We start from the raw sequence: 20,502 nt of genomic DNA on the forward strand, positions 1-20,502 counted from the left end.
CCCGTTGGCTACTGACGGAGACGTATTCGCCGAGAGCCATCGAGATGGCGCCGCCGAGGAGGGCGGCCGTGCCGGCTGCGAGGATTGCAGGGGAGGCGGAGCTGGCGCCTGCCACTCCGACGACGATGGCGGCAACAGAGACGATGCCGTCGTTCGCACCGAGTACACCGGCGCGCAGCCAGTTCAGACGGCCGGCGAGGCTTCCGGCGTGCGGCTCGTCGGGCTGGTTCGCGAACGCCGAATCCGCGGTGGGGGAGGTCATGCGATCACCATAGGCACGATGGCCGTCGGGTTACCAGCGTGGAGAGCCTTGCCTTAGCCCCGAGAATCGCCCCACGGGGTGCGGTCAGCGCTTCGAAGCGCATGCTCCTAAGAAAGCTGGAAGAATGTGGCGGGATTCTTGAAGGGTAGGCCGAACCCCTACGCCTCAGGAGACGACATGACCACGCACCTGGCCCCACCGCGGAGGGCCACCTCGCAGGGGATCGACCGGCCGCGACTGGCCCGTGCGCGGCGGCGGCTGCGATGGGCAGACCTTCTGGTGATGGTCTGCTGGTCATCCGTGGCGGCGGCGGTGTCGCTTTACCTCGCCTCTGGTGGGCTGCTGCAGGTGGTGGATGTCGCCTCCGCGGTGACAGCGCTCGGCATCGTCGTAGGGCTGATCGGTACCAATCTCATCCTCGTGATGCTCGTTCTGGCCGCCCGTATCCCGCTCGTCGACCGCGCCGTCGGACAGGACGTCGCGATGGCCTTCCACCGGCGCCTCGGCAAACCGGCCCTCTACCTCCTTCTTGGCCACGGGGTGCTCCTGACGACCGGCTACGCCCTGCAGGACGGCTCGAACGTGATCTCCGAGACGGTCGGATTCTTCAGCGGCTCCGACTTCGTGCTGGCGTATGCCGGCCTCGGGTTGTTGGTCTTCGTGGTTCTGTCCTCGGTGGTCGCCGTTCGGCGGCGCTTCTCCTATGAGGCTTGGCACGTGATCCACCTGCTGAGCTACGCGGCGGTGCTGGTCGCGGTTCCGCACCAGCTCTCGGCCGGCGCGGTGCTTGCAGGCGGAACCTGGCAGCGGGTCTATTGGATCGGTCTGTATGTGCTGGCGTTCGGGTCTGTCGCGGCGTTCCGGTTCGCTGTTCCGTTGGTGCGAAGCGCTCGTCACGGGATCACCGTCGCCGGTGTCGAAGCTCTCGCGCCGGGTGTGGTGTCCATCCACCTCCGTGGACGCGATCTGGAACGGTTGCAGACCGAGGGTGGCCAGTATGCGATCTGGCGGTTCTGGTCGGCGAAGACGTGGTGGCATGCCCACCCGATCTCGTTCTCAGCGGTGCCTTCCGCGCATTCGGCCCGCATCACGGTGCGTGATCTCGGCAGGGGCAGCTCGGCGATCTCTCGGGTGCTTCCCGGTACCCGGGTGTCGATCGAAGGCCCCTACGGCATCTTCACCGATGCTGCGCGAATGACGAACCGCGTGGCTGTCGTCGCTGCGGGCATCGGTATCACCCCGGTGCGCTCGCTTCTCGAGGGGGCCCGCCTCTCATCCGGCGAGGCGACGGTGCTGCTACGGGCGACGGATGCGAGCCAGCAGTACCTCTGGGACGAGATCCAGAACCTGCCGGGCATGCAGGGCAACACGGTGTACAGCATGACGGGCCCCCGGCCGCCCGGAGTGGCGACCTGGCTCTCGGCCGAGGCGCTGAACCGCGGCGTCACCCTCACGTCGGCGTTTCCGCACCTGTCGGACTCCGACCTGTACGTCTGCGGGCCGGCATCCTGGACCGAACTGGTAGTGCGGGATGCCCGGGTCGCCGGGCTCGCCGAGACCCAGATCCACGTGGAGAGGTTCGACTGGTGAGGCGACGCGCGATCGTCTGGAGCGTGCTCTCCTCCGGTGTTGTCCTTGCTGCCGGCTGGCAGCTCGGTTATGAATCGGCCACCCCGACGAGCACCACGGCGACGGATGCCGCGGGCACATCTTCGACACCGGAGACTTCTGCCGGCTCCTCGACCGCCACGTCGACCACCGCCCCGTCGACCACCACCGCCCCGTCGACCACCACCGCCCCGGCGACCACTGCCCCGCTGGCATCCACCGCCCCGACCGGCGTCTCGGGTACCTTCACCGGATCGGGCGTCTCGACCCGGTACGGCAGCGTGCAGGTTCAGATCGTGGTCGCCGACGGATCCATCACCGACGTCGTCGCCCTGAAACTCACCGATGACGACAACCGTTCGGTCTCGATCAGCAACCGGGCCGCGCCCGTGCTTCGCAAGGAGGTGCTCTCGGCACAGTCGGCGAAGGTGCAGAGCGTGTCCGGCGCCACCTACACCAGCGACGGCTACCTCACCTCACTCCAGTCCGCCCTCGACCAGGCTGGGCTCTGATCGTGAGCACCCACGTCTTCGCCACGATGGGCACCACGGCGAGCATCCGGTTCGCCGGAGAGTCGCCTGCACAATCGGTTCTGGATGCTCTCGAGGAGGGCTTCGCCGGGTTCGATGCGCGGTTCAGCCTGTATCGCGCCGACTCCGAGCTCAGCCGCCTCGCCCGGGGCGAGCTCGCACTGCCGAAGGCCAGTGAGGTCGTTCGAGCCAGCTACGTCGAAGCGTTGCACTGGCGAAGCGTCACCCACGACACCTTCACGCCCCACCGGCCCGATGGAGTCATCGATCTCACGGGCATTGTGAAAGCGCAGGCCATGGCCGCTGCCGTGTTGTTGCTGCGCGCGAACGGAACCGCAGATTGGTTGCTCAATGTCGGCGGCGACGTGGTGATCAACGGCAGCAACAGTGGAGAGCCCTGGCGGTTGGGAATTGTCGACCCGGATGACCGGCTGCACCTGCTCTGCGCCATCGCGCTCGACCCCGGCCGCACAGCCCTCGCATCCTCGGGCACAGCCGAGCGGGGCGAGCACGTCTGGCGTTCACGGTCTGAGAGTGCCTATCGTCAGGTGACCGTGGTGGCAGACGACATCATCACGGCCGATGTGTGGGCCACCGCCATCCTCGCCGGCGGCCCATCCACTCTCGACCTAGCGGTCGACGAGCACGGCGTGGACGTCATCGCGGTCGACACAGGGGGTCGCGTGACCGCCTCGGAGAGGATGCGTCGTGCCGACGGTTTCGCCGCGCTCTGAGACCCCCGGTGCCAAGCCGCACCGTCTCGGCGCCGACCTAGACTTCGAGCATGCCTGAGCATCCCCGCCTCCTCCTCGTCGAAGACGACCGACAGCTCTCCGGGATGCTCGAACAACTCCTTCAGAGCGAGGGGTACGAGGTGGTCGTCGCGCGCGACGGACAACGCGCCCTGCATGAGGGCCTCACCCAGGCCTTCGACGTTCTCGTACTAGACCGGGGCCTGCCGGTCATGGAGGGCCTCGACGTGCTGCAGCGTCTCCGCGACCGCGGTGTTCTCGCGCCGGCCCTCATTCTCTCGGCCCTCGGAAACCCCGCCGACCGTGTAGAGGGACTCGATCGGGGAGCCGAGGACTACCTCGGCAAACCCTTCGACATCGACGAACTCCTGGCGCGCATCCGGGCCCTGCTCCGCCGGCACCAGAGCGTGGTGCCGGTCATCCGGATACCCGGCGGCACCCTCGACGCCGGTTCCCGCACCGTCACCTCGAACACCGGAATTCAGATCGTACTTTCCGAACGGGAAGCCGACCTGCTGGAGCGCCTCGCCCGACGGCCCGGCCAGGTCTTCGAACGGAGCGATTTGCTCGCGATGGTGTTCCCCGACGCCGATGACCTTGGGGTCGTCGACACCTACGTGCACTACCTCCGTAAGAAGCTCGGCCGCGGAGTGATCGCCACCATCCGCGGTATCGGCTACCGATTGGGGTCTAGGACATGACAATCGACGAAGACAGGACCCTCCAACGATCCGCCCTGCGCCTGACGGTGCAGTTCATCGCTGTCATATTCGTTGTCCTGCTCATCGTGGCGGGCGTGGTCTTTGCGATTGTCAGCAATGACGTCAGAGAATCCAACCAACGCTCTCTAGCCGTGGCATCCCAGCTAGACAACGTTCAGGAGACACCGTCCGGCACGTTCATCACGGTGCTTGAGCACGGCCGGCAGCAGTCCTCCCAGGGAATTCCCGACGGGCTCATCGACACGGGTGCCCTCGGGGCGGAGGCCGCATCCGGTGACGGGGGAAGTCCCAGCGGAGGGGCCGGTACGCAGGGCCAGCGAACCGTCGATGGTCAGACTTACCTGATCAGTACCTCCCGGCACGGCGACCGCGTCGTGCAGGTCGCGGTGAACCTCTCGGAAGGGAGCGAGGAACTCAGACGCCTCGCCGAAGCACTCGCCGCGGCGAGTCTCATCGCCCTCGCGGCGGCGGCGGTCGCCTCGTACATCATGGCCAGACGCGCCATCCGTCCGCTCTCCGAAGCACTTACCCGGCAACGCCAATTCGTCGCCGATGCAAGCCACGAGCTGCGAACCCCGCTGACCATCCTGAGCACGCGGGCGCAGATCCTTCAGCGTCGAGTCCCCAAGGATGTGTCAGCGGACGTCTCGGCCGCGGTGCACGACATGGTAGATGATGCGAAAACGCTCACGGCGATCCTGGACGACCTGCTGGCCGCCGCCGACACGCGCTCCGCCACAGTGCTGGTTCCCATCGATGTGGAGGCCGTCGCGGCCGTAGCCATCACCGCATTCCGGGATACGGCGGCACGGCGCACCATCACCCTCCTCCTCACGGGCGAAGCAGAGGTGAAAATTCTCGGCTCGGAGTCGGCCCTCCTCCGGCTCTTCCGCGCGCTCATCGCGAACGCTCTCGACCATGCCGAGAAGGAGGTGCGCGTGCACATCGCAACCAACAAACGCGACGCGGTCATCAAGGTCACAGACGACGGACCCGGATTCGACCCCGCGATTGTCGATAGAGCCTTCGACCGATTCGCCAGCACTCGAAGCGGAACTCCAAGCGACGGAGATTTGCACTATGGCCTCGGTCTGGCGCTCGTCGCCGAAATAACACGGCGTCATCACGGCACCGCCACCATAGAGAGTCCTGCACCGTCGGGCGCTACCGTCGTCGTGCGTCTTCCGCTCAGCAGATAGCAGGTCAAACGAGTGGCCGTGATGGTTCTCACCGGGCTCATCACACTGGCTTCACTTGCGACGCCCGACGAGCCAAGGTAGGTATCGCGCCAGTTATACCGAGGAAGCTACCTCAGCCACTACATATCGAACGCAGCATCGGGCACCCGGCGGGCTGTCGTAGGGGGGTCATAGCAACAGCAAAACAAACGGCCTCTCACCTCCGTACGCTTGAATGACTCACAAACTCAAGAACGACTCGTCCTCGGGATGAATGGGGACCCAGAACATCCTCAATACCCTCCACTAACACACCCCCACCAACACCTCGGTAGGTGGGGCCGGCGGGCGAATGATCCCTTCAGGGCCGCTCGCCCCCTTTCTACGTTGCAAACAGGCGACGGGAATACTGTGTCGCGACCGGTAGTGGTCGCCGTCTTGTCCTCTATTTACGTTTCCCAGGGATGTTCTGGATGACCGCCAGGACGACAAAGGTAGCCGCGAGGACTGCAACGACCAACGCGATGGGCAGCCAAGGGCCCTGCCCGATGATGAGAGCGGCGACGAGGGCCGCGATCATTACAATGGCAGGCCGGATGATCGGCCCGTACGTGCCGCGACGCCTTTTAGCCACGATGTGAGTTTCCCAGCTCAGTGCCCTGACGCATCTTTTCGGCAGGCTCGCCGCGTGCCGCCGTGGTGGGCTGCGGCGTCCGGACACGTGCGCTGCCTGGGAGGTAGGGGCTGCCCGGGTCGGGGAGGTGTCGTCTGGTTTGAATGGCGAACAAGATGACGCCGGCGATGGCGAGGAGGAGGGCGGCGATGACGTTGGCCTTCAGGCCGGCGAAGACGAACTCGGTCGGGTCTAGGCGGAGGGATTCGAAGAACGCCCGTCCGATGCCGTACCAGATGAAGTACATTGCGACGGTTCGGCCGGAGTGCAACCGCAGGCGTCGTTCGATGTAGATGATGAGGAACGCGCCGATGATGTTCCAGATCATTTCGTAGAGGAACAGGGGGTGGAACAGGGTGCCTGCTGGCAGGCCGGGTGGGAATGCGGCGTTGGTGGATTCGATCTGCAGGCCCCAGGGGAGGGTGGTCGGTCCGCCGTAGAGTTCGTGGTTGAAGTAGTTCCCGAACCGGCCGAACGCCTGGGCGAGGAGGAGGCCGGGGATGAGGGCGTCGGTGAAGGCCCAGAATCGTAAACCCCGCCGGCGGCAGGCGATCAGCGCGCCGATGCTTCCGGCGATGATGGCGCCGAAGATCGCGAGCCCGCCCTCCCAGACGAACAGGACTTTCCAGAGGTCGGCGCCGGGGAAGAAGTAATCATTCGGGTGCGTCACGACGTGGTAGAGCCGGCCGCCGATGATTCCGAACGGCACCGTCCAGAGCGCAATATCGAGCACGACGCCTTTCTCGGCGCCTTGCCTGCTAAGCCGGCGTTGGGTGAGGGCTACGGCGATGATGATGCCGGTGAGGATGCAGAGCGCGTAGAAGTGGATCGTGAACGGCCCGACGTCAAAGGAGCTGGTCGGGGGGCTCGGGATGCTGGCGTGCATGATGCTCATTTCAGTTCGGCGAGATCGTCCCGCACCGTGTCAATCGCCCGTTGGACGGTCTTACCGCGGTTTTGAGAGATCTGGGTCCCGGTGGGGCTGTCGAGGAGCTCAGCGAGGTGATTTTGCAGATCGTCGAGGTCGGATTCGGTTGCTGCGTAGTCTTCGTCGGCGGCGTGCCCGGCCATCTCGGTTACGGCGGCCTGTAGCTGATCGGTTGTGCTTGGGCTGAGGTCCGGCGGGTTCGGCTTCACGCTCTCGAGGAGGGTCTGAAGATCATCCTGAAGGGGCTGCACCATCGGCGGGACGGTAGCCATCGGTGCGGTGGCGGGTTGCGAGACGTCCGAGACGACAGCGGCGCTGAACGCCACCGCGCCCACAACAAGCACGGCAAGAACGCCGATACGTAATCCCAGCCACCGCCTGGCCGCACTTTCAGAGGTGGACGTTGCCACGGCGGTGGTTGGCGGGTTAGTGGCAGGGCCGGACTGGCCAGGGTTCGTTGTGCTCGTCGTTGGCCTTTTCATGTTCTCGCCCTCTGTCACGGTGCTCATAGTCCTAGAGTCAACAGGTCCTGGAGGGGTGGTTCCCCGGCAGCGTTCGCGAACGTATCGAACGCCCTTGTCAGCGCAGCCTGTTCCTCTTCGCTCAGCGCTGAGAGGATGCGGGCCAGTTCGGCACGCCTCGCGGCAGTGACCTGATCGACAAGTGCCTGGCCTTTCGCAGTGACGGTGACGACGATCTCGCGGCGGCTGTCGGAACTTGGAGCCCGGTGCAGCCATCCCATCAAGACCATGCGCTGAACGGTCCGGCTGAAAGTCGACTGAACGGCGTTCATCCGCGCCGCGAGCTTACCGATCCGGATCGGACCGGTCCCGCTGACGATGACGAGAACACGGAACTGGGGCAAGGTGACGTGTGTGAGCGCATCAGCAACCGAACGGGCGACCACGCCGAGGAGCGCCCGGGACGCCACCAACGTGGCCTCCACTACCGCTGTCTCACCCACCCGCGTTTACCAATCGTGTGACTCCTCACAGAGGCATGCATAGCAGCATACGAATTTCAGTGTACCTAAGCCCGCGCAGTCTTGGACGAAGGAAGGGGGCTTTCCACACCGGTCTCACTGACCTCGGGTCCGTACAACGATGATGTTGCGGAAGCGCGGCGCGAACTGCGCGGTGCATGCCGGGCTCTACTGAGACACGCACACCGGGTGCCCACCCAGAGCCGGAGGTTCTTCCAGTGGTCAGGGTATGCCTGCGACGCGTCGCCGGCCGAACAGGTACGCGACGGCGACCGATCCGGCGATCGCGATCATGGTCGGGACCAGGAGCCCGGGCCCCTGGTTGGTGAACTCGACCACCAATACCAGTGCGGTGAAGGGGGCGCGAAGCGACGACGCAAGAAATGCCGCGGCGGCGACGAACACGAACGCTGCCAACGGGGTCCCTGGCCACAGGAGGCTCCACAGTCCGCCGAGCGCGCCGCCAAAAGCGGCGCCCACAGCTAGCGCGGGTGTCAGCGTCCCGCCGGCCGCGCCGACGGCGATCGTGCCTGTCGTGGTGAGAACCTTCACGAGCGCGAGGGCGGCAAGCAACCCGATCGACGCGGTCCCTGCGAAGGCTACTTCGCCGAGTGATTTGCCGTTCCCGAGGATCGAGGGGAACGGAATCGAGAGAACCCCGACGCCGGTGAACACGACGGGCATCAGGACGAGGATCCACCACGATTTCGGCCGGATCTTTGATGCGAAACCGACCAGCCGTACAAACCCGAGGGCCCCGGTGCCCAGTAGTGGACCGGCGAGAACGGCCCAGACGAAGATCGATGGGCTCAGCTCGAACTGGGGCAGGTTGTAGAGCGGCACGTCAGGGACCACGGCGCGGGCGACGATCGTCGCGATTGCGGAGGTCGCCAACGCAGGCAGCGCTGTTGCGAAGCTGAGTTCCGCGAGAAGGACCTCGATAGCGAAAAGCGCGCCGCTGAGAGGGACGTTGTACACGGCTGCGAGACCGGCGCCCGCGCCGCAGGCGACGAGGATGCGGCGCTCTCGTGCTGTGACGCGGGCTTTCTCGCTCAACCAGCCGGCGAACAGCGCCCCGAGTTCCCGCGGGGCGACTTCACGACCGATGGACGCACCGAGGCCCACGATGATGATCTGAAGCCCCACGTTGACCACGGTGGCCAGGGGCGGCATCCGTTCACCGTGGACGCTCCGCTCAACAGACACCACCGGCTTTGCCCACCGGCGAAGACCCCACCAGCCGGCACCACCGATGATGCCAGCGACAAGGAGCGCTAGAACTCTTTGACCGGGTGCGCTGGCGCTGACGGCGTCCAAGAACGTTCCGGTGTCATACGAGTACGCCAAGTGCTGAATGGCACGCAGCGCGACAGTGACAACCAACCCGCTGAGACCACCGCCCACCCCGACGAGCGCCGTGACAACGACTAGCCGCAGTACCCAGGACGCCTTCATCGCGTTCCTGCTCCCGTCCACGCTCTGATCGTAACCACCTACGCTCGCGCCGTAGCAGCCGGACCCGTTAGGGTGTTCCTTCCGAGCGCGGCAGACATGGCCCTCTTAGACGGAGGACGTGGGACCGCCATTGTCTTCCGGGAGCTGTGATGTGACCCCGCACCTGAGTCTCCCGTCCCGATGGCTTCCTAGTGGTGGTCGTGTGGTTGCAACGTGGTGACCGCGCGGACGGTGAAGTCGTCGAGATTCGGTAGGGCATGTTCCGTGTTGTGTTCGGCCTCGTGGAGTATCTGCTCGACAGTGGAAAGCGTCGTGTCGGCGACGTGCACGGTCGCTGCCCCGTGGAGGCGGTGCCCGACCCAGCGGAGTTGTATCCGGGGCACGGCGAGCACGCCCGGAGTGTCTTCGAGTGCGTGGCGGGCGCGGTCGACGAGGTCGGGTTCGATGCCGTCCATCAGGCGTCGCCCGATGCTTTTGATGGTGCCCCAGAGCAGCACGATGATCGCGGCGGAAATGATGATGCCGATGATCGGGTCGGCGAGCGGAAAGCCCAGCATCACCCCAACCGCACCGAGAACGACGGCGAGGGAGGTGAACCCGTCGAGACGCGCATGAACGCCGTCTGCGACGAGGGCGGCAGAGCCGATCTTCTGACCGACCCGGATGCGATAGATCGCGACGATCTCGTTGCCGGCGAAGCCGATGAGGCCGGCTGCGGCGACGAACCAGAGGTTCTGGAGATCTTGGGGGTGGAACAGGCGGTTGATGGATTCCCACGCGGCGACAACTGCAGACAGCGCGACGACCGCGACGATGAAGAGGCCGGCGAGGTCCTCTGCCCGGCCGAAACCGTAGGTGTAGTGCCGGGTCGCGACACGGCGGCCGAGAATGAACGCGATCCATAATGGCACCGCGGTGAGGGCGTCGGAGAAGTTGTGGATCGTGTCGGCTAGGAGCGCCACGGAGCCGCTGATCAGAAAAATCAGGAACTGCAGGATGGTGGTGCCGAGCAGGATGAAGAGACTGATCTTTAGCGCCCTGACACCCTGGGTGCTGGCCTCGAGAGCGTCATCGATCGAGTCGGCGGCGTCGTGGGTGTGAGGCACGAACAGACTATAGAAGAAGCCTTTGATCCCGGTCGGATGGGAGTGGCCGTGCCCATCATGATCATGCGGGTGGTCGTGTCCATCGTGGTCGTGGTCGTGGTCGTGGTCGTGGTCGTGGTCGTGCGGATGGTTGTGGTCATCGTGGTCGTGGGTGGGGGAGTTGTGTGGGTGGTCGTGGTGGGTGCTCATTCGGAGGCCTCCCTGTCGATGGCGTGGTGGTGCCGGGGGGAGCCGCCGAGGCTGTGTTCAGCTTGGAAGATGGCGTCGCTGACGAGCTGGCTGGCATGTTCATTGGCCAGGCTATAGAAGACGCGGGTGCCATCCTGCCGGGTCGACACAATGCGTGCGAGACGAAGCTTCGCGAGATGCTGGGACACCGAGGCGGGAGTCTTGTCGAGGACGTCGGCGAGATTGTTCACCGACAGCTCCTGGTCCCGAAGGGCAAGGATGATGCGGACGCGGGTCGCGTCGGCGAGCATCCCGAAGATCTCCACAGCCAGCTCGACATATTGGCTGTCCGGGTTACGGCCACAAACCTGTCTATCTGCATCCATACGCAGATTGTGTCATATTGTCGACCGTGCAGGAAGCTACGCCGTCGACGTAGGTGATCTCGTGGAGGGTTCGACACGGGCAGGTCTTGCTGTTTTGATCGTCCTTTGGGACGGCTGTCAGCGTTGCGGTGTACCCAAAATGGTCAGCAGTTATGGTGGTCGTGGTCTTCGTCATGGTCGTCATCGTCGTCGAGGAGCATGCCGACCGAGGTTGCGCAGGCATCGCCTTTCCACGCTTCGATGCCCTCGCGTACCGCGAAGACGACGATGAGGAGGGCGGCGATTGGGTCGGCCCACCACCAGCCGAAGAGCGTGTTGAGGAGTAGCCCGATGAGGACGGCGGCCGAGAGGTAGGTGCAGATGAGCGTCTGCTTCGAGTCAGCGATCGCGGTCGCCGAGCCGAGCTCCTTCCCCGTGCGTCGCTCGGCCAGGGAGAGAAAGGGCATGATGACGACACTCAGGGCAGTGAGCACGATGCCGACGGTGCTGTGCTGCACGTCTGCTGCCCGAGTGAGGGTGAGTACGGAGTTCACGCCGACGTAGAGCGCAAGGAGGAAGAACGCGACCGCGATAACGCGGAGGGTCCCCTTCTCCCACCGCTCGGGATCCCTGCGGGTGAACTGCCAGGCGACGGCCGCGGCGGAGAGCACTTCGATGGTCGAGTCGAGTCCGAAGCCGATCAGCGCTCCGGATGATGCGGCCGCGCCTGCTGCGATCGCGACGACGGCTTCGATGAGGTTGTAGCCGATCGTGATCGCGACGATCAGTCGGATGCGCTTCTGCAGAACCGCTTTGCGCTGAACGGGCGGGCGCGCGGTCGCGGCGGTCACTTGCCGGCCTCGCAGCAGCCGGCGATGGAGCAGGCCGGGTTGTTGCACGGCGCGTCGGCGTCGACGGCGAGCACCACCCCGACGAGGTCGTTCAAGGCTTTCGCGAGGTGTGCGTCGGCGATCTCGTACCGGTTCTGCCGGCCTTCCGGTTCGGCGATGACGATGCCGCAATCCCGCAGGCACGTCAGGTGGTTCGAGACGTTCTGCCTCGTGAGGCCGAGCGCATCGGCGATACCGGCAGGATAGGCGGGCTCCTCGAGCAGCATCAAGAGAATGCGCGAACGGGTCGGATCGGCCATGGCGCGGCCGATCCGGTTCACGACGTCGAGCCGGGTGCTGAGAGTGAGCATGCATCCATTAATACAGTGAGGGCTGTACTAATAAAATCTGGATTCGAGGGCAGGTAGTTGATTGAGTGAGCGAGCATAGTTTTGAGACCCTGATCACGGCCTCCGGCTGGCGTAAGCACTACTGAAAATACAGGCAGAGACCCACGTCTACTCCCTAACCCGTTTGATCTGAGACGTCGCGAGACCTTTCGGTTTTCGAGGCGCGACTGATCCGTTTCGGTCGATACAGGGTTACCGGGTCAGGTGGCAGCGATTACGCCGGTGGTGAGAAGCACAGCGAGGACGAGCCCAAGTGCGATGCGGTACCAGATGAATACGGTGATCGGGTGGCGTGCCACAAATCGGAGGAGCCAGGCGATGGATGCGTAGGCGACGATGAAGCTGACGAGGGTGCCGACGGCGACGGCTCCCCAGCCGACGGTGGCGTTGACTGCGGAGGCTTGGCTGGCGCTTTCGTAAGCACCGGCGCCGATGAGTGCCGGGATGGCGAGAAAGAAAGAAAGCCTGGTTGCTGCAACACGGTCGAGGTTCCGGAGGAGGCCCGCGCTGATCGTCGCGCCCGACCGGGAGACTCCCGGGACAAGCGCGATGCACTGGAACAGGCCGATGATGAGTGCGTCCTTGAGGGTGAGGTTCTCTTCGGGGCGGGACCTCCGGCCGATTCGTTCGGCGATGAACATCACGGCGCTCCACAGGATGAGGCCTGCGACGACGACCCAGAGGTTCCGGAGGGCCCCTGAGACCAGGTCTTTGGCGGCGAACCCGACGATGCCGATGGGGAGGGAGCCGGCGATGACGTACCAGGCGAATCGGTAGTCGGGGTTTCGGCGTGCGTCGGCGTTGAAGAGGCCTCGCCACCAGGCGGCGATCAGGCGGGCGATGTCGGAGCGGAAGTAGATGATCACGGCGATAATCGCACCGAATTGGATGATCGCGGTGAACGCCGTGACCCCCGGATCGTCGATCGATAGTCCCAGGAGCTTTTCGACGAGGGTGAGGTGGCCGGTGCTGGAGACAGGGAGGAATTCGGTGAGTCCCTCCACGATGCCGAGGATGATGGCGTACAAGAGGTTCACAGGATGCTCGATTCTGGGGTCAAGTCGGCGGGGCGTCTGAGGGTGCGGCGGCGCGCGCGCAGGATATGCATGAGGCGGTGTGCGGTGATGATGATCGCGAGCCACGCCAGCCCGAGGATGAATCCGGCGAGGACGTCGGTGAACCAGTGGTGTCCGAGGAAGACCCGGCTGAGACCGATGGTGACGGCGAAGACTGTCGCGATGCCGATCGTCAGAGTGCGGGCGAGCGTCGAGGTTTGGTGCAGCACGAGGAGGTAGGCGATGGTGCCCGCGACGACGACCGCGTTCAGGGTGTGGCCGCTGGGGAAGGAGGGCGAGTATTCGTAGGGCGGAACGGCTTCGTTGAGCGGCGGGCGAACCCGGCCGATCAGGTCTTTGCCTGAGACGGTGAGGAGCAGAGAACCGCCACCTGCTGCAACGATCAGGATGACCGGGGTCCACGATCTCCACCGGAGACCCAGTGCAACGAGGGCCACGACGGCGATGATCGGCATCCCGATCGGCCCGGCCACGTTCGTGTAGGCCGTCACAGCTGCGTCGAGGCCTGGGGAGCGGAGGGTGATGACCCAGTCGAGGATGGGTTGGTCAAGGCCGGAGACACCGTCGGTGTCGGTGATCGAGTCGTAGACCTGTGCGACGGCGGCGCTGAGGAGAACGGCGATGAGCAGGCCAACGGTGAGGATGACGACGAGGGTGGCGGTGGGACTGAGGCGGGCGAGGAACGCCCTGAAGTGTGTCATGTGGTGCGCGCTTTCCGGGTGGTGAAGTTCTCGGGGGCTGGTTTCTGGGAGACGGCGCCGATGAGGCGAAGGAGGAGGGTGGCGGTAATGGTGCCGGCTGCCAGGATGCTGGCGAGCACGACGATCTGGAACCGGCCCGCTTCCAGTGGGGATGCGCCGCCAAAGATGGCGCCGACGAATGCTCCGGGGAGGACGACGACGCCGGTCGTCTTGGTTTGGTCGATGGAGGGAACGAGTGCTGAGTGGATGGCGGTGCGTGCGAGCAGCCGGGTCGATTCGAGCGGGCGGGCGCCAAGAGCGAGCCACCCTTCAACCTCGTCCCAGTGGTCACGCACAGAGGAGTGGAAGGTACGCCCTGTGAGGGTTGCGATGCTCATGGAGTTACCGGTAACGATCCCGCCGATCGCGAGGGCGTAGCGCGGCGAGAACTCGATCGCACCGGTGCTGAAGACGATGATGAGCACCGCGATGTTGCCGATGAGCATCGCCGCGCCGATAGCCGCGGTCTGTCGCCGGTTGGCGTGGATGCGCCGTGCGACCGTGTAGACGGCTGCAGCGAACATGACGATCAGTCCCACGGTGACGAGCAGTGGGTTGCCAAGGATTCCGGCCAGTACCAGGCTCAGGGCGGCGAGTTGAGCGGCACCGCGGAGGATCGCCCAGAGTGGTGCCGTGGCCTGCGGCACGTGCGCCGCCGTGAGCCCGATAAGCGCGATCGCGGCAAGCAGGAGCACCGCGACGAGGGTCGGCACCAACCCGCCGAGAACATCCACTATGGCCGTCAGGCCCTGCGACGGCGGCGGAGGATGTCGATCACGATCGGCAGTACCGAGACGATCACGATGAGCACGGCGATGACCTCGATATTGTCTTTGACGAAAGGGATCCCGCCGAGGAAGTAGCCGGCGAGGGTGAGGATGAGCGCCCAGCCGATGCCGCCGACGCCGTTCCAGAGAAGGAAGGAGCGGAACGGCATCTTCGACATCCCGACGACCGGCGGCACGAACGTGCGCACCAGAGGGACGAAGCGGGCCAGCACGAGGGCGCGGCCGCCGTAGTGGGTAAAGAACTCGTCGGCCTGGTCGCGATACTTCGTTTTGAAGATCCGCGCGTCCGGTTTGAACAGTCTCGGCCCGAACCGTTTGCCGATGTGGTACCCGGTCTGGTCGCCGAGGATGGCTGCGGCCGCGACCCCGACGACCAGCAGTGGCAGTGGCAGGCCGAGTGGCCCGGCGAGCAGCGCGGCAGTGAAGACGAGGGTGTCGCCGGGCAAGAACGGGAACAGCAGCCCGGTCTCGATGAACACGATGGCCATCACGACAACTAAGGCCCACGGGCCGACTCCTTCGAGCAGGGGTGTGGGGTCGAGGAGGCTCGCTGTGTGGATGTGGATCACTCGATGGCCAATGCTCTGACGGGGGAGACCCGTACTGCGGAACGGGCGGGAACGGCGGAGGCGACCACGGCAAGGATGATGGCGCCGGCGATGATGCTGAGGATGATCCACGGCGGGATGGTGGGGGCGAAGAATCCGCCGATGTGGTGGTCGCTGGCGATCGCGGTGAGCACGCCGGCCCAGCCGTAGAACACGCCGAGTACGAGCCCGGTGGCCCCGCCGACGACGGTGAGCTGGATGCTCTCGGCCAGGATCATCGTGCGAACCTGCCTCTTCGTGAACCCGAGGGCACGTAGCAGCCCGATCTCGCGGCGGCGCTGGATGACGCTGAGCGAGAGCGAGTTGACGAGCCCGATGGCGGCGATCACGAGGGAGAATCCGATGAGTACCGCGAGGATGCCGGTGGTGAGCTGGAGGAAGGCCTGGTCGCCGGCCGCTTCGGCGGGGTCTGCGGCGGCGGCGACGGGGCCGCTCTCGGCGAGGAACGACTGCCCGGCGACGGTGAACATGGTGACGAGCGTCACCCCGATGACGAGCCCGATCGTCGATCGCGAAGACCGCGCGGGGTAACGGAGGGCGTTGGCGCTGGCGAGCACGCTCGGTGTGGACCGGCCGGTGAGACGCCCGGCGGCTTTCAGCATCGCGGGGATGAAGAACGACGATCCGAGAACGAACCCGACGAAGCTCAGCGCGCCGCCGGGGGCCGCGATGAGCAGTCCGAGCGGGCTCTTCAGCCCGACAGCGACCCCTGCGATGAGAAGCACGATGCCGCCGACGAAGGCAGCGGTCACGAGGGTGCGGAGCCGGCGGGGCATCTCGCTGGCGGTGACGGCCTTCGGCTCCTGGGTCGCGCCGGTCGCTTCGATGGGGGAGACGTTCAGAATCTTCCGGGAGCCGAACCAGGCTGCCCCCGTGGTGCTGATCACGCCGACCAGAACCGGGGCGACGAGAAGAGGCGACAGAGTGCCGATCGACACGTTCACGAAGGTGCCCGACGAGACCAGGGCGCCGTACGTGATCTGCGTCACGAGCAGGCCCACAACGAGCCCGAGCACGCTACCGACGAGCCCGACGACAGCGCCTTCAATCGCAATCGCCCCGCGGAGGGTGCTTGCTGACGCGCCGAGGAGGCGCATGAGCGCAATGTGCTTGGCGCGACCGGCCATGATGATGCCGAACGTGTTCGAGGTGACGATGCAGGCGACGAACACGGCGATGAAGAAGAACAGCAGGTCGAGCACGTCGAGCAGCGCCACAACATAACCGTGTTGAATGAATTGGCCGCCGATGGACTGCACGCGCAGCACGATGTCCATCTCGATCATCATCGTGGCGAACACCGAGGTGATGAACGCGACGAGCAGGCTCGAGGTGTGCTGGCGGCCGCCGTGCCAGAGCTCCCGGAAGGCGAGGGCGATCACGCCGCGACCTCGAGGCTCAGGATGATGTCGGAGAGGGTCTTCGCGTCGCTCTTCGCGACATCCTGAACCACACGGCCATCGGCGATGAAGATCACCCGGTCGGCGTGCGAGGCAGCGACCGGGTCGTGGGTTACGAGCACGACGGTTTGCTGAAACTCTCGGGTCAGGTCGCCGAGCAGTCCGAGCACTTCGCGGCTGGAACGGGAGTCGAGGTTACCGGTCGGCTCGTCGGCGAAGATCAGCTGAGGGCGCATCGCGAGGGCGCGGGCGATCGCGACGCGCTGCTGCTGGCCACCGGAGAGTTCGTGCGGGCGGCGCGCTTCGAGCGTTCCGATGCCGAGCCGGCTGAGCAGCAGCCGCACCCAGGCCATCTCGTCGGTCGTGGGCTTTCGGCCGTCGAGCTCGAACGGGAGGGTGACGTTGCCCAGCACTGAGAGGGTGGGCACGAGGTTGAAGGCCTGGAACACGAACCCGAGACTGCGACGGCGGAGGAGGGTGAGGGCGTTGTCGTCGAGGTGGGTGATGTCGGTGTCACCGATGCTGACCCGTCCGCTGCTGGCCGTGTCGAGCCCGGCGAACACGTGCATTAGGGTCGATTTGCCCGAACCGCTCGGACCCATGATCGCGGTCAGGTTGCCGCTGGAGATCTCGAGGTCGATGGCGTCTAGCGCCGTCGTGGCGGAGGTGCCGCTGCCGTAGACCTTGCTGACGCCGACCGCTGCCGCAGCAACCCGGGTGATGGACACGTCGCTCATCGAAAGACTCCTTCTCGTGGGATAGTTTCACGCTAAGGAGATGTGCTGGCCCGGCGAATCAGCACAGCGGAGCATCTTCGGCATACATCGCTGTGATGACGCCCAGCTCTCAGTCGGTGCCGATCAGACCGTTCTCGTAGGCGAAGATCACGAGCTGCACCCTGTCCCGGAGGCCCAGCTTGGTGAGGATGCGGCTTACGTGGGTCTTTACGGTCGTGTCGCTGAGGTGCAGTGACGATGCGATTTCGGCGTTGCTCAGCCCCGATGCGACGAGGTCGAAGAGGTCGTGTTCGCGAGGGGTGAGGGAGTTGAGCGCTTGTGAGCGGTTGGCGCTCTGCGGGGCGGCGAATCGCCGGATGAGGTTCGCGGTAGCGCTTGGCGCGAGCACGGCGCTACCGGAGTGCACGGTACGGATGGCCGCGAGCAGAAACTCGGGGTCGGTGGATTTCAGGAGGAACCCGCTGGCCCCGGCGTTGATGGCCTCGAAGGTGCGGTCATCGAGATCGAAGGTCGTCAGCACGATGAATCGGGGCGGTGCGCCGGTTTCCGGCGGCGAGGCCAGCACGCGGGTGATTGCTTCGATGCCGCCCATCTGGGGCATCTCGAGATCCATCAGCACGACGTCTACGGGTGTCGAGCTAGCGAGCTCGACCGCTTCGATACCGTTCGACGCTTCCCATTCGACGGTGAGGTCTGGCTGCGAGTTCACGACCATTGCTATCCCGGCGCGGAAGAGGGGCTGATCATCCGCCAGTCCTACCCGGATCGACGCGGTCACTGCAGTGCTCCGGTGCCCCGATAAGGCAGGCGAGCATCCACCCGGAACCCGGGCGACCCGTCGGTCCGGGGACCGGCCTCGACGGTTCCGTCCAGGAGCCGCATCCGTTCTCGCATGCCGATGAGTCCCTGGCCGGGCTGCGAGATCCGGCCGGTGGCCTGCGGGTGGCCGCCGGATATCTCCTCTGTCGTGACGCCGAAACACACGTGATTCAGGCCCCAGTCGAGGCTCACGGTCACTGCTGTTCCTCGTCCGCCGTGCTTGATGGCGTTGGTGAGCGACTCCTGTAGCACGCGGAACATGGTCAGGTCGTGGGCTGCGGTCAGTGGTATCCGGATGCCCGTCTCCTGCACAGTCACCTCGAGGCCGGCCTGCCTCACACTGTCAACGAGCAGGTCGAGGTCACCTGTACGGATGCCTGCGGTCGTCGCGTCGCCGGGTTCTCTCAGCACGCTGAGCAGTTCGTGCACGTCATCGAGCGCAGATCGGGCGGTGCGGTTGATCGTCTCTAGGGCGGTCGTCTCAGCCTGCGGGTTGGTCGCCTTCGCATAGCGGGCCCCATCGGATTGGGCGATGACAACGGCAAGGGCGTGGCCGATGAGGTCATGCATCTCCCGGCTGAGGAGGGCACGCTCGCGTTCCTGAGTGAGGCGCGCCTCGGCGAGGATGCGGTCGCGTTCACGATCGGCCCGTGCGGCGGCTGATGCCCGCCGGTTTCGTACCAACACCCCGAGCGCCCAGAACAGGGCGAGGGCCGCCGCTATCACCCCGCTCGCGATCACGAAGTAGATGCCCCGGGACACCGGGTCGGTCGGGATGGCGGCGCCGTCGCCAGTCGGGGGAGCGAACAGCACGAGACGAGCGCCGGCGATACCTCCCCCGATCACGCTCGACACCAGGCCCGCCCACCGCACAACACGGTTCTCCGCCAACCCTGTCGCGAACACGGTGGCGAGGATGAGGATGTCACCGAGCAGCAGGCCATCGACCGTGGCCACCTGCACCAGCGCACCCACCCATGCGATCGCAAGACCCAGGCCGGGCATCCGCCGCCAGAAAGCGAGAGAGAGCGCAAACACGATATCGATCAGCATCCCGGCGGCACCGTCGCGCACAAAATCCGCCGCACCAAAAAGGACGAACGCCGCTAACGCGATGCCCGCGTCGGTGACGCGCGGGTGTTTCTCAAACCAGACCAACACACGCGTAACTCTAACCGCGAGCCGCATTCCCCCGGCAGGCTCGGGTGAACATCAGTCGTTGTGATGACAGGCGCTGTACCTCGCTGTGATGACGCCGCACCGCCACACTGAGGGTAGCCTTACCTTGCCCGAAATGATTGTCGAAGCCTGAGGACCCATGAAACGCCTCCACATCCTCGTCGCTGTCTCCGTAGCAGCCGCGCTCGCCCTATCCGCCTGCGCCGGCCCTGCATCGACGCCCGCAGCATCGGGCGACCCGTCGTCTCTTTCGGGCACGTCGATCACGGTTTACAACGCCCAGCACGAAGAACTCACCCAGGCCTGGGCTGACGCGTTCACCGCGCAGACCGGTGTCACGGTGACCCTCCGCAATGGCGACGACTCCGAACTGTCGAACCAGCTCGTTGCCGAAGGCGCGGCCTCTCCTGCCGACGTGTTTCTGACCGAGAACTCACCGGCGATGTCGCTGGTCGAGAACGCGGGACTCTTCACCAACGTCGACGCATCGACACTGGCAGGGGTTCCAGATGCCTACCGGCCGTCGACCGCGAAGTGGACCGGCATAGCCGCCCGCTCCACGGTGCTGGTCTACAACCCGTCGCTGCTGCCCGAGGCGGACCTGCCCACCTCCCTCAGCGACCTCGCCGACCCGGCATGGAAAGGGCGGTGGGCCGCATCCCCCGGCGGAGCGGACTTCCAGGCGATTGTCTCGGCCTACCTTGACCTCAAGGGTACCGACCAGGCGCTGGCGTGGCTGAAGGCGATGAAGACGAACTACGTCGACTACAAGGGCAACAGCACGGTCATGAAGGCCGTCAACGCCGGGCAAGTGCCAGCCGGTGTGATCTACCACTACTACTGGGCCATCGACCAGGCCGGTACGAAGGAGAACAGCGGCAACACGAAGCTGTACTACTTCAAGAACCAGGATCCGGGCGCGTTCGTCAGCATCTCAGGGGGGGAGTACTCGCGTCGAGCAAGAAACAGGCCGCAGCTCAGGCGTTCCTCGCGTTCATCACCGGCACCGCAGGGCAGACCATCCTGCAGACCGGAACGAGCTTCGAATACCCCGTCGCCAGCGAGGTCACACCGAATCCGGTCTTGCCTGGTCTCGATACCCTCGATGCCCCCACCATCGACCCGTCGACGCTGAACAGTACCCAGGTCACCGACCTCATGACCCAGGCCGGCCTCATCTGATGAT

General features: G+C 65.3%; 22 protein-coding genes and 1 pseudogene. 6 read left to right on the top strand and 17 right to left on the bottom strand.

The genetic code is table 11. The features are described from left to right. A partial coding sequence (locus FB464_RS18850) for a VIT1/CCC1 transporter family protein (RefSeq protein WP_211347327.1) occupies window positions 1-262 on the bottom strand: 262 nt, incomplete at its 3' end. A gap of 177 nt (window positions 263-439) precedes the next feature. On the opposite strand from FB464_RS18850, the gene FB464_RS18855 reads away from it, so the two are divergent. The 5 genes from FB464_RS18855 to FB464_RS18875 are packed head-to-tail and all read left to right on the top strand — an operon-like array spanning window position 440 to window position 5,073. Further along, complete coding sequence (locus tag FB464_RS18855) at window positions 440-1,852, top strand: ferredoxin reductase family protein (protein ID WP_116416886.1); 1,413 nt, start codon at window positions 440-442, stop codon at window positions 1,850-1,852. Continuing rightward, window positions 1,849-2,382: an FMN-binding protein gene (locus FB464_RS18860; RefSeq protein WP_116416887.1), complete on the top strand. Its 534-nt coding sequence runs from the start codon at window positions 1,849-1,851 to the stop codon at window positions 2,380-2,382. Before FB464_RS18855 ends, FB464_RS18860 begins: the two co-directional genes overlap by 4 nt. 2 nt (window positions 2,383-2,384) lie before the next feature. Then, window positions 2,385-3,134: an FAD:protein FMN transferase gene (locus FB464_RS18865; protein ID WP_116416888.1), complete on the top strand. Its 750-nt coding sequence runs from the start codon at window positions 2,385-2,387 to the stop codon at window positions 3,132-3,134. Window positions 3,135-3,184: 50 nt separating this feature from the next. Next, the gene (locus tag FB464_RS18870) at window positions 3,185-3,853 is read left to right on the top strand and encodes a response regulator transcription factor (RefSeq protein WP_116416889.1); all 669 of its coding nucleotides are present in this window, start codon (window positions 3,185-3,187) and stop codon (window positions 3,851-3,853) included. Then, window positions 3,850-5,073 carry a sensor histidine kinase gene (locus FB464_RS18875; RefSeq protein WP_116416890.1) on the top strand — a complete coding sequence of 408 codons (1,224 nt, stop codon included), beginning with the start codon at window positions 3,850-3,852 and terminating at the stop codon, window positions 5,071-5,073. The genes FB464_RS18870 and FB464_RS18875 overlap by 4 nt, the downstream gene beginning before the upstream one ends. Before the next feature lie 605 nt (window positions 5,074-5,678). Here the strand turns inward: FB464_RS18875 and lgt are convergent. The 16 genes from lgt to FB464_RS18955 all read right to left on the bottom strand — a co-directional run bounded on the left by lgt (window position 5,679) and on the right by FB464_RS18955 (window position 19,298). Beyond that, window positions 5,679-6,620 carry a prolipoprotein diacylglyceryl transferase gene (lgt, locus tag FB464_RS18880; protein WP_116416891.1) on the bottom strand — a complete coding sequence of 314 codons (942 nt, stop codon included), beginning with the start codon at window positions 6,618-6,620 and terminating at the stop codon, window positions 5,679-5,681. Then, window positions 6,617-7,162: a hypothetical protein gene (locus FB464_RS18885; RefSeq protein WP_142206768.1), complete on the bottom strand. Its 546-nt coding sequence runs from the start codon at window positions 7,160-7,162 to the stop codon at window positions 6,617-6,619. Before FB464_RS18885 ends, lgt begins: the two co-directional genes overlap by 4 nt. Continuing rightward, entirely contained in the window at window positions 7,159-7,599 is a 441-nt protein-coding gene (locus FB464_RS18890) for a MarR family winged helix-turn-helix transcriptional regulator (RefSeq protein ID WP_170152059.1), read from the bottom strand. Before FB464_RS18890 ends, FB464_RS18885 begins: the two co-directional genes overlap by 4 nt. Window positions 7,600-7,857: 258 nt before the next feature. Beyond that, complete coding sequence (locus FB464_RS18895) at window positions 7,858-9,090, bottom strand: chloride channel protein (protein ID WP_116416894.1); 1,233 nt, start codon at window positions 9,088-9,090, stop codon at window positions 7,858-7,860. A gap of 188 nt (window positions 9,091-9,278) precedes the next feature. Further along, window positions 9,279-10,385, bottom strand: coding sequence for a cation diffusion facilitator family transporter (locus FB464_RS18900; RefSeq protein WP_116416895.1), 1,107 nt, complete (start codon window positions 10,383-10,385; stop codon window positions 9,279-9,281). Continuing rightward, window positions 10,382-10,750 (bottom strand): ArsR/SmtB family transcription factor, encoded by a 369-nt coding sequence (locus FB464_RS18905; protein ID WP_142206769.1) that lies wholly within the window; start codon window positions 10,748-10,750, stop codon window positions 10,382-10,384. Before FB464_RS18905 ends, FB464_RS18900 begins: the two co-directional genes overlap by 4 nt. Before the next feature lie 143 nt (window positions 10,751-10,893). Next, window positions 10,894-11,580, bottom strand: coding sequence for a cation diffusion facilitator family transporter (locus FB464_RS18910; RefSeq protein ID WP_116416897.1), 687 nt, complete (start codon window positions 11,578-11,580; stop codon window positions 10,894-10,896). Continuing rightward, entirely contained in the window at window positions 11,577-11,930 is a 354-nt protein-coding gene (gene cmtR, locus FB464_RS18915; RefSeq protein ID WP_116416898.1) for a Cd(II)/Pb(II)-sensing metalloregulatory transcriptional regulator CmtR, read from the bottom strand. The genes FB464_RS18910 and cmtR overlap by 4 nt, the downstream gene beginning before the upstream one ends. Before the next feature lie 239 nt (window positions 11,931-12,169). Next, the gene (locus FB464_RS18920) at window positions 12,170-13,006 is read right to left on the bottom strand and encodes an undecaprenyl-diphosphate phosphatase (protein WP_116416899.1); all 837 of its coding nucleotides are present in this window, start codon (window positions 13,004-13,006) and stop codon (window positions 12,170-12,172) included. After that, window positions 13,003-13,746, bottom strand: a complete 744-nt coding sequence (locus FB464_RS18925; protein WP_116416900.1) for a phosphatase PAP2 family protein — start codon at window positions 13,744-13,746, stop codon at window positions 13,003-13,005. Before FB464_RS18925 ends, FB464_RS18920 begins: the two co-directional genes overlap by 4 nt. Next, window positions 13,743-14,519 (bottom strand): ABC transporter permease, encoded by a 777-nt coding sequence (locus tag FB464_RS18930; protein ID WP_116416901.1) that lies wholly within the window; start codon window positions 14,517-14,519, stop codon window positions 13,743-13,745. The genes FB464_RS18925 and FB464_RS18930 overlap by 4 nt, the downstream gene beginning before the upstream one ends. An 8-nt stretch (window positions 14,520-14,527) precedes the next feature. Then, window positions 14,528-15,142: a VTT domain-containing protein gene (locus FB464_RS18935; RefSeq protein WP_246093217.1), complete on the bottom strand. Its 615-nt coding sequence runs from the start codon at window positions 15,140-15,142 to the stop codon at window positions 14,528-14,530. Continuing rightward, window positions 15,139-16,563, bottom strand: coding sequence for an ABC transporter permease (locus FB464_RS18940; RefSeq protein ID WP_116416903.1), 1,425 nt, complete (start codon window positions 16,561-16,563; stop codon window positions 15,139-15,141). Before FB464_RS18940 ends, FB464_RS18935 begins: the two co-directional genes overlap by 4 nt. Next, entirely contained in the window at window positions 16,560-17,318 is a 759-nt protein-coding gene (locus tag FB464_RS18945) for an ABC transporter ATP-binding protein (protein ID WP_116416904.1), read from the bottom strand. Before FB464_RS18945 ends, FB464_RS18940 begins: the two co-directional genes overlap by 4 nt. A gap of 109 nt (window positions 17,319-17,427) precedes the next feature. Beyond that, window positions 17,428-18,096 carry a response regulator gene (locus tag FB464_RS18950; RefSeq protein ID WP_116416905.1) on the bottom strand — a complete coding sequence of 223 codons (669 nt, stop codon included), beginning with the start codon at window positions 18,094-18,096 and terminating at the stop codon, window positions 17,428-17,430. Further along, complete coding sequence (locus FB464_RS18955; protein ID WP_170152060.1) at window positions 18,093-19,298, bottom strand: sensor histidine kinase; 1,206 nt, start codon at window positions 19,296-19,298, stop codon at window positions 18,093-18,095. The genes FB464_RS18950 and FB464_RS18955 overlap by 4 nt, the downstream gene beginning before the upstream one ends. Before the next feature lie 157 nt (window positions 19,299-19,455). On the opposite strand from FB464_RS18955, the pseudogene FB464_RS18960 reads away from it, so the two are divergent. Then, a pseudogene (locus FB464_RS18960) lies at window positions 19,456-20,498 on the top strand (iron ABC transporter substrate-binding protein). Window positions 20,499-20,502: the final 4 nt, after the last annotated feature.

The sequence above is a fragment of the Subtercola boreus genome, assembly GCF_006716115.1.
Classification (GTDB): Bacteria; Actinomycetota; Actinomycetes; order Actinomycetales; family Microbacteriaceae; genus Subtercola; species Subtercola boreus.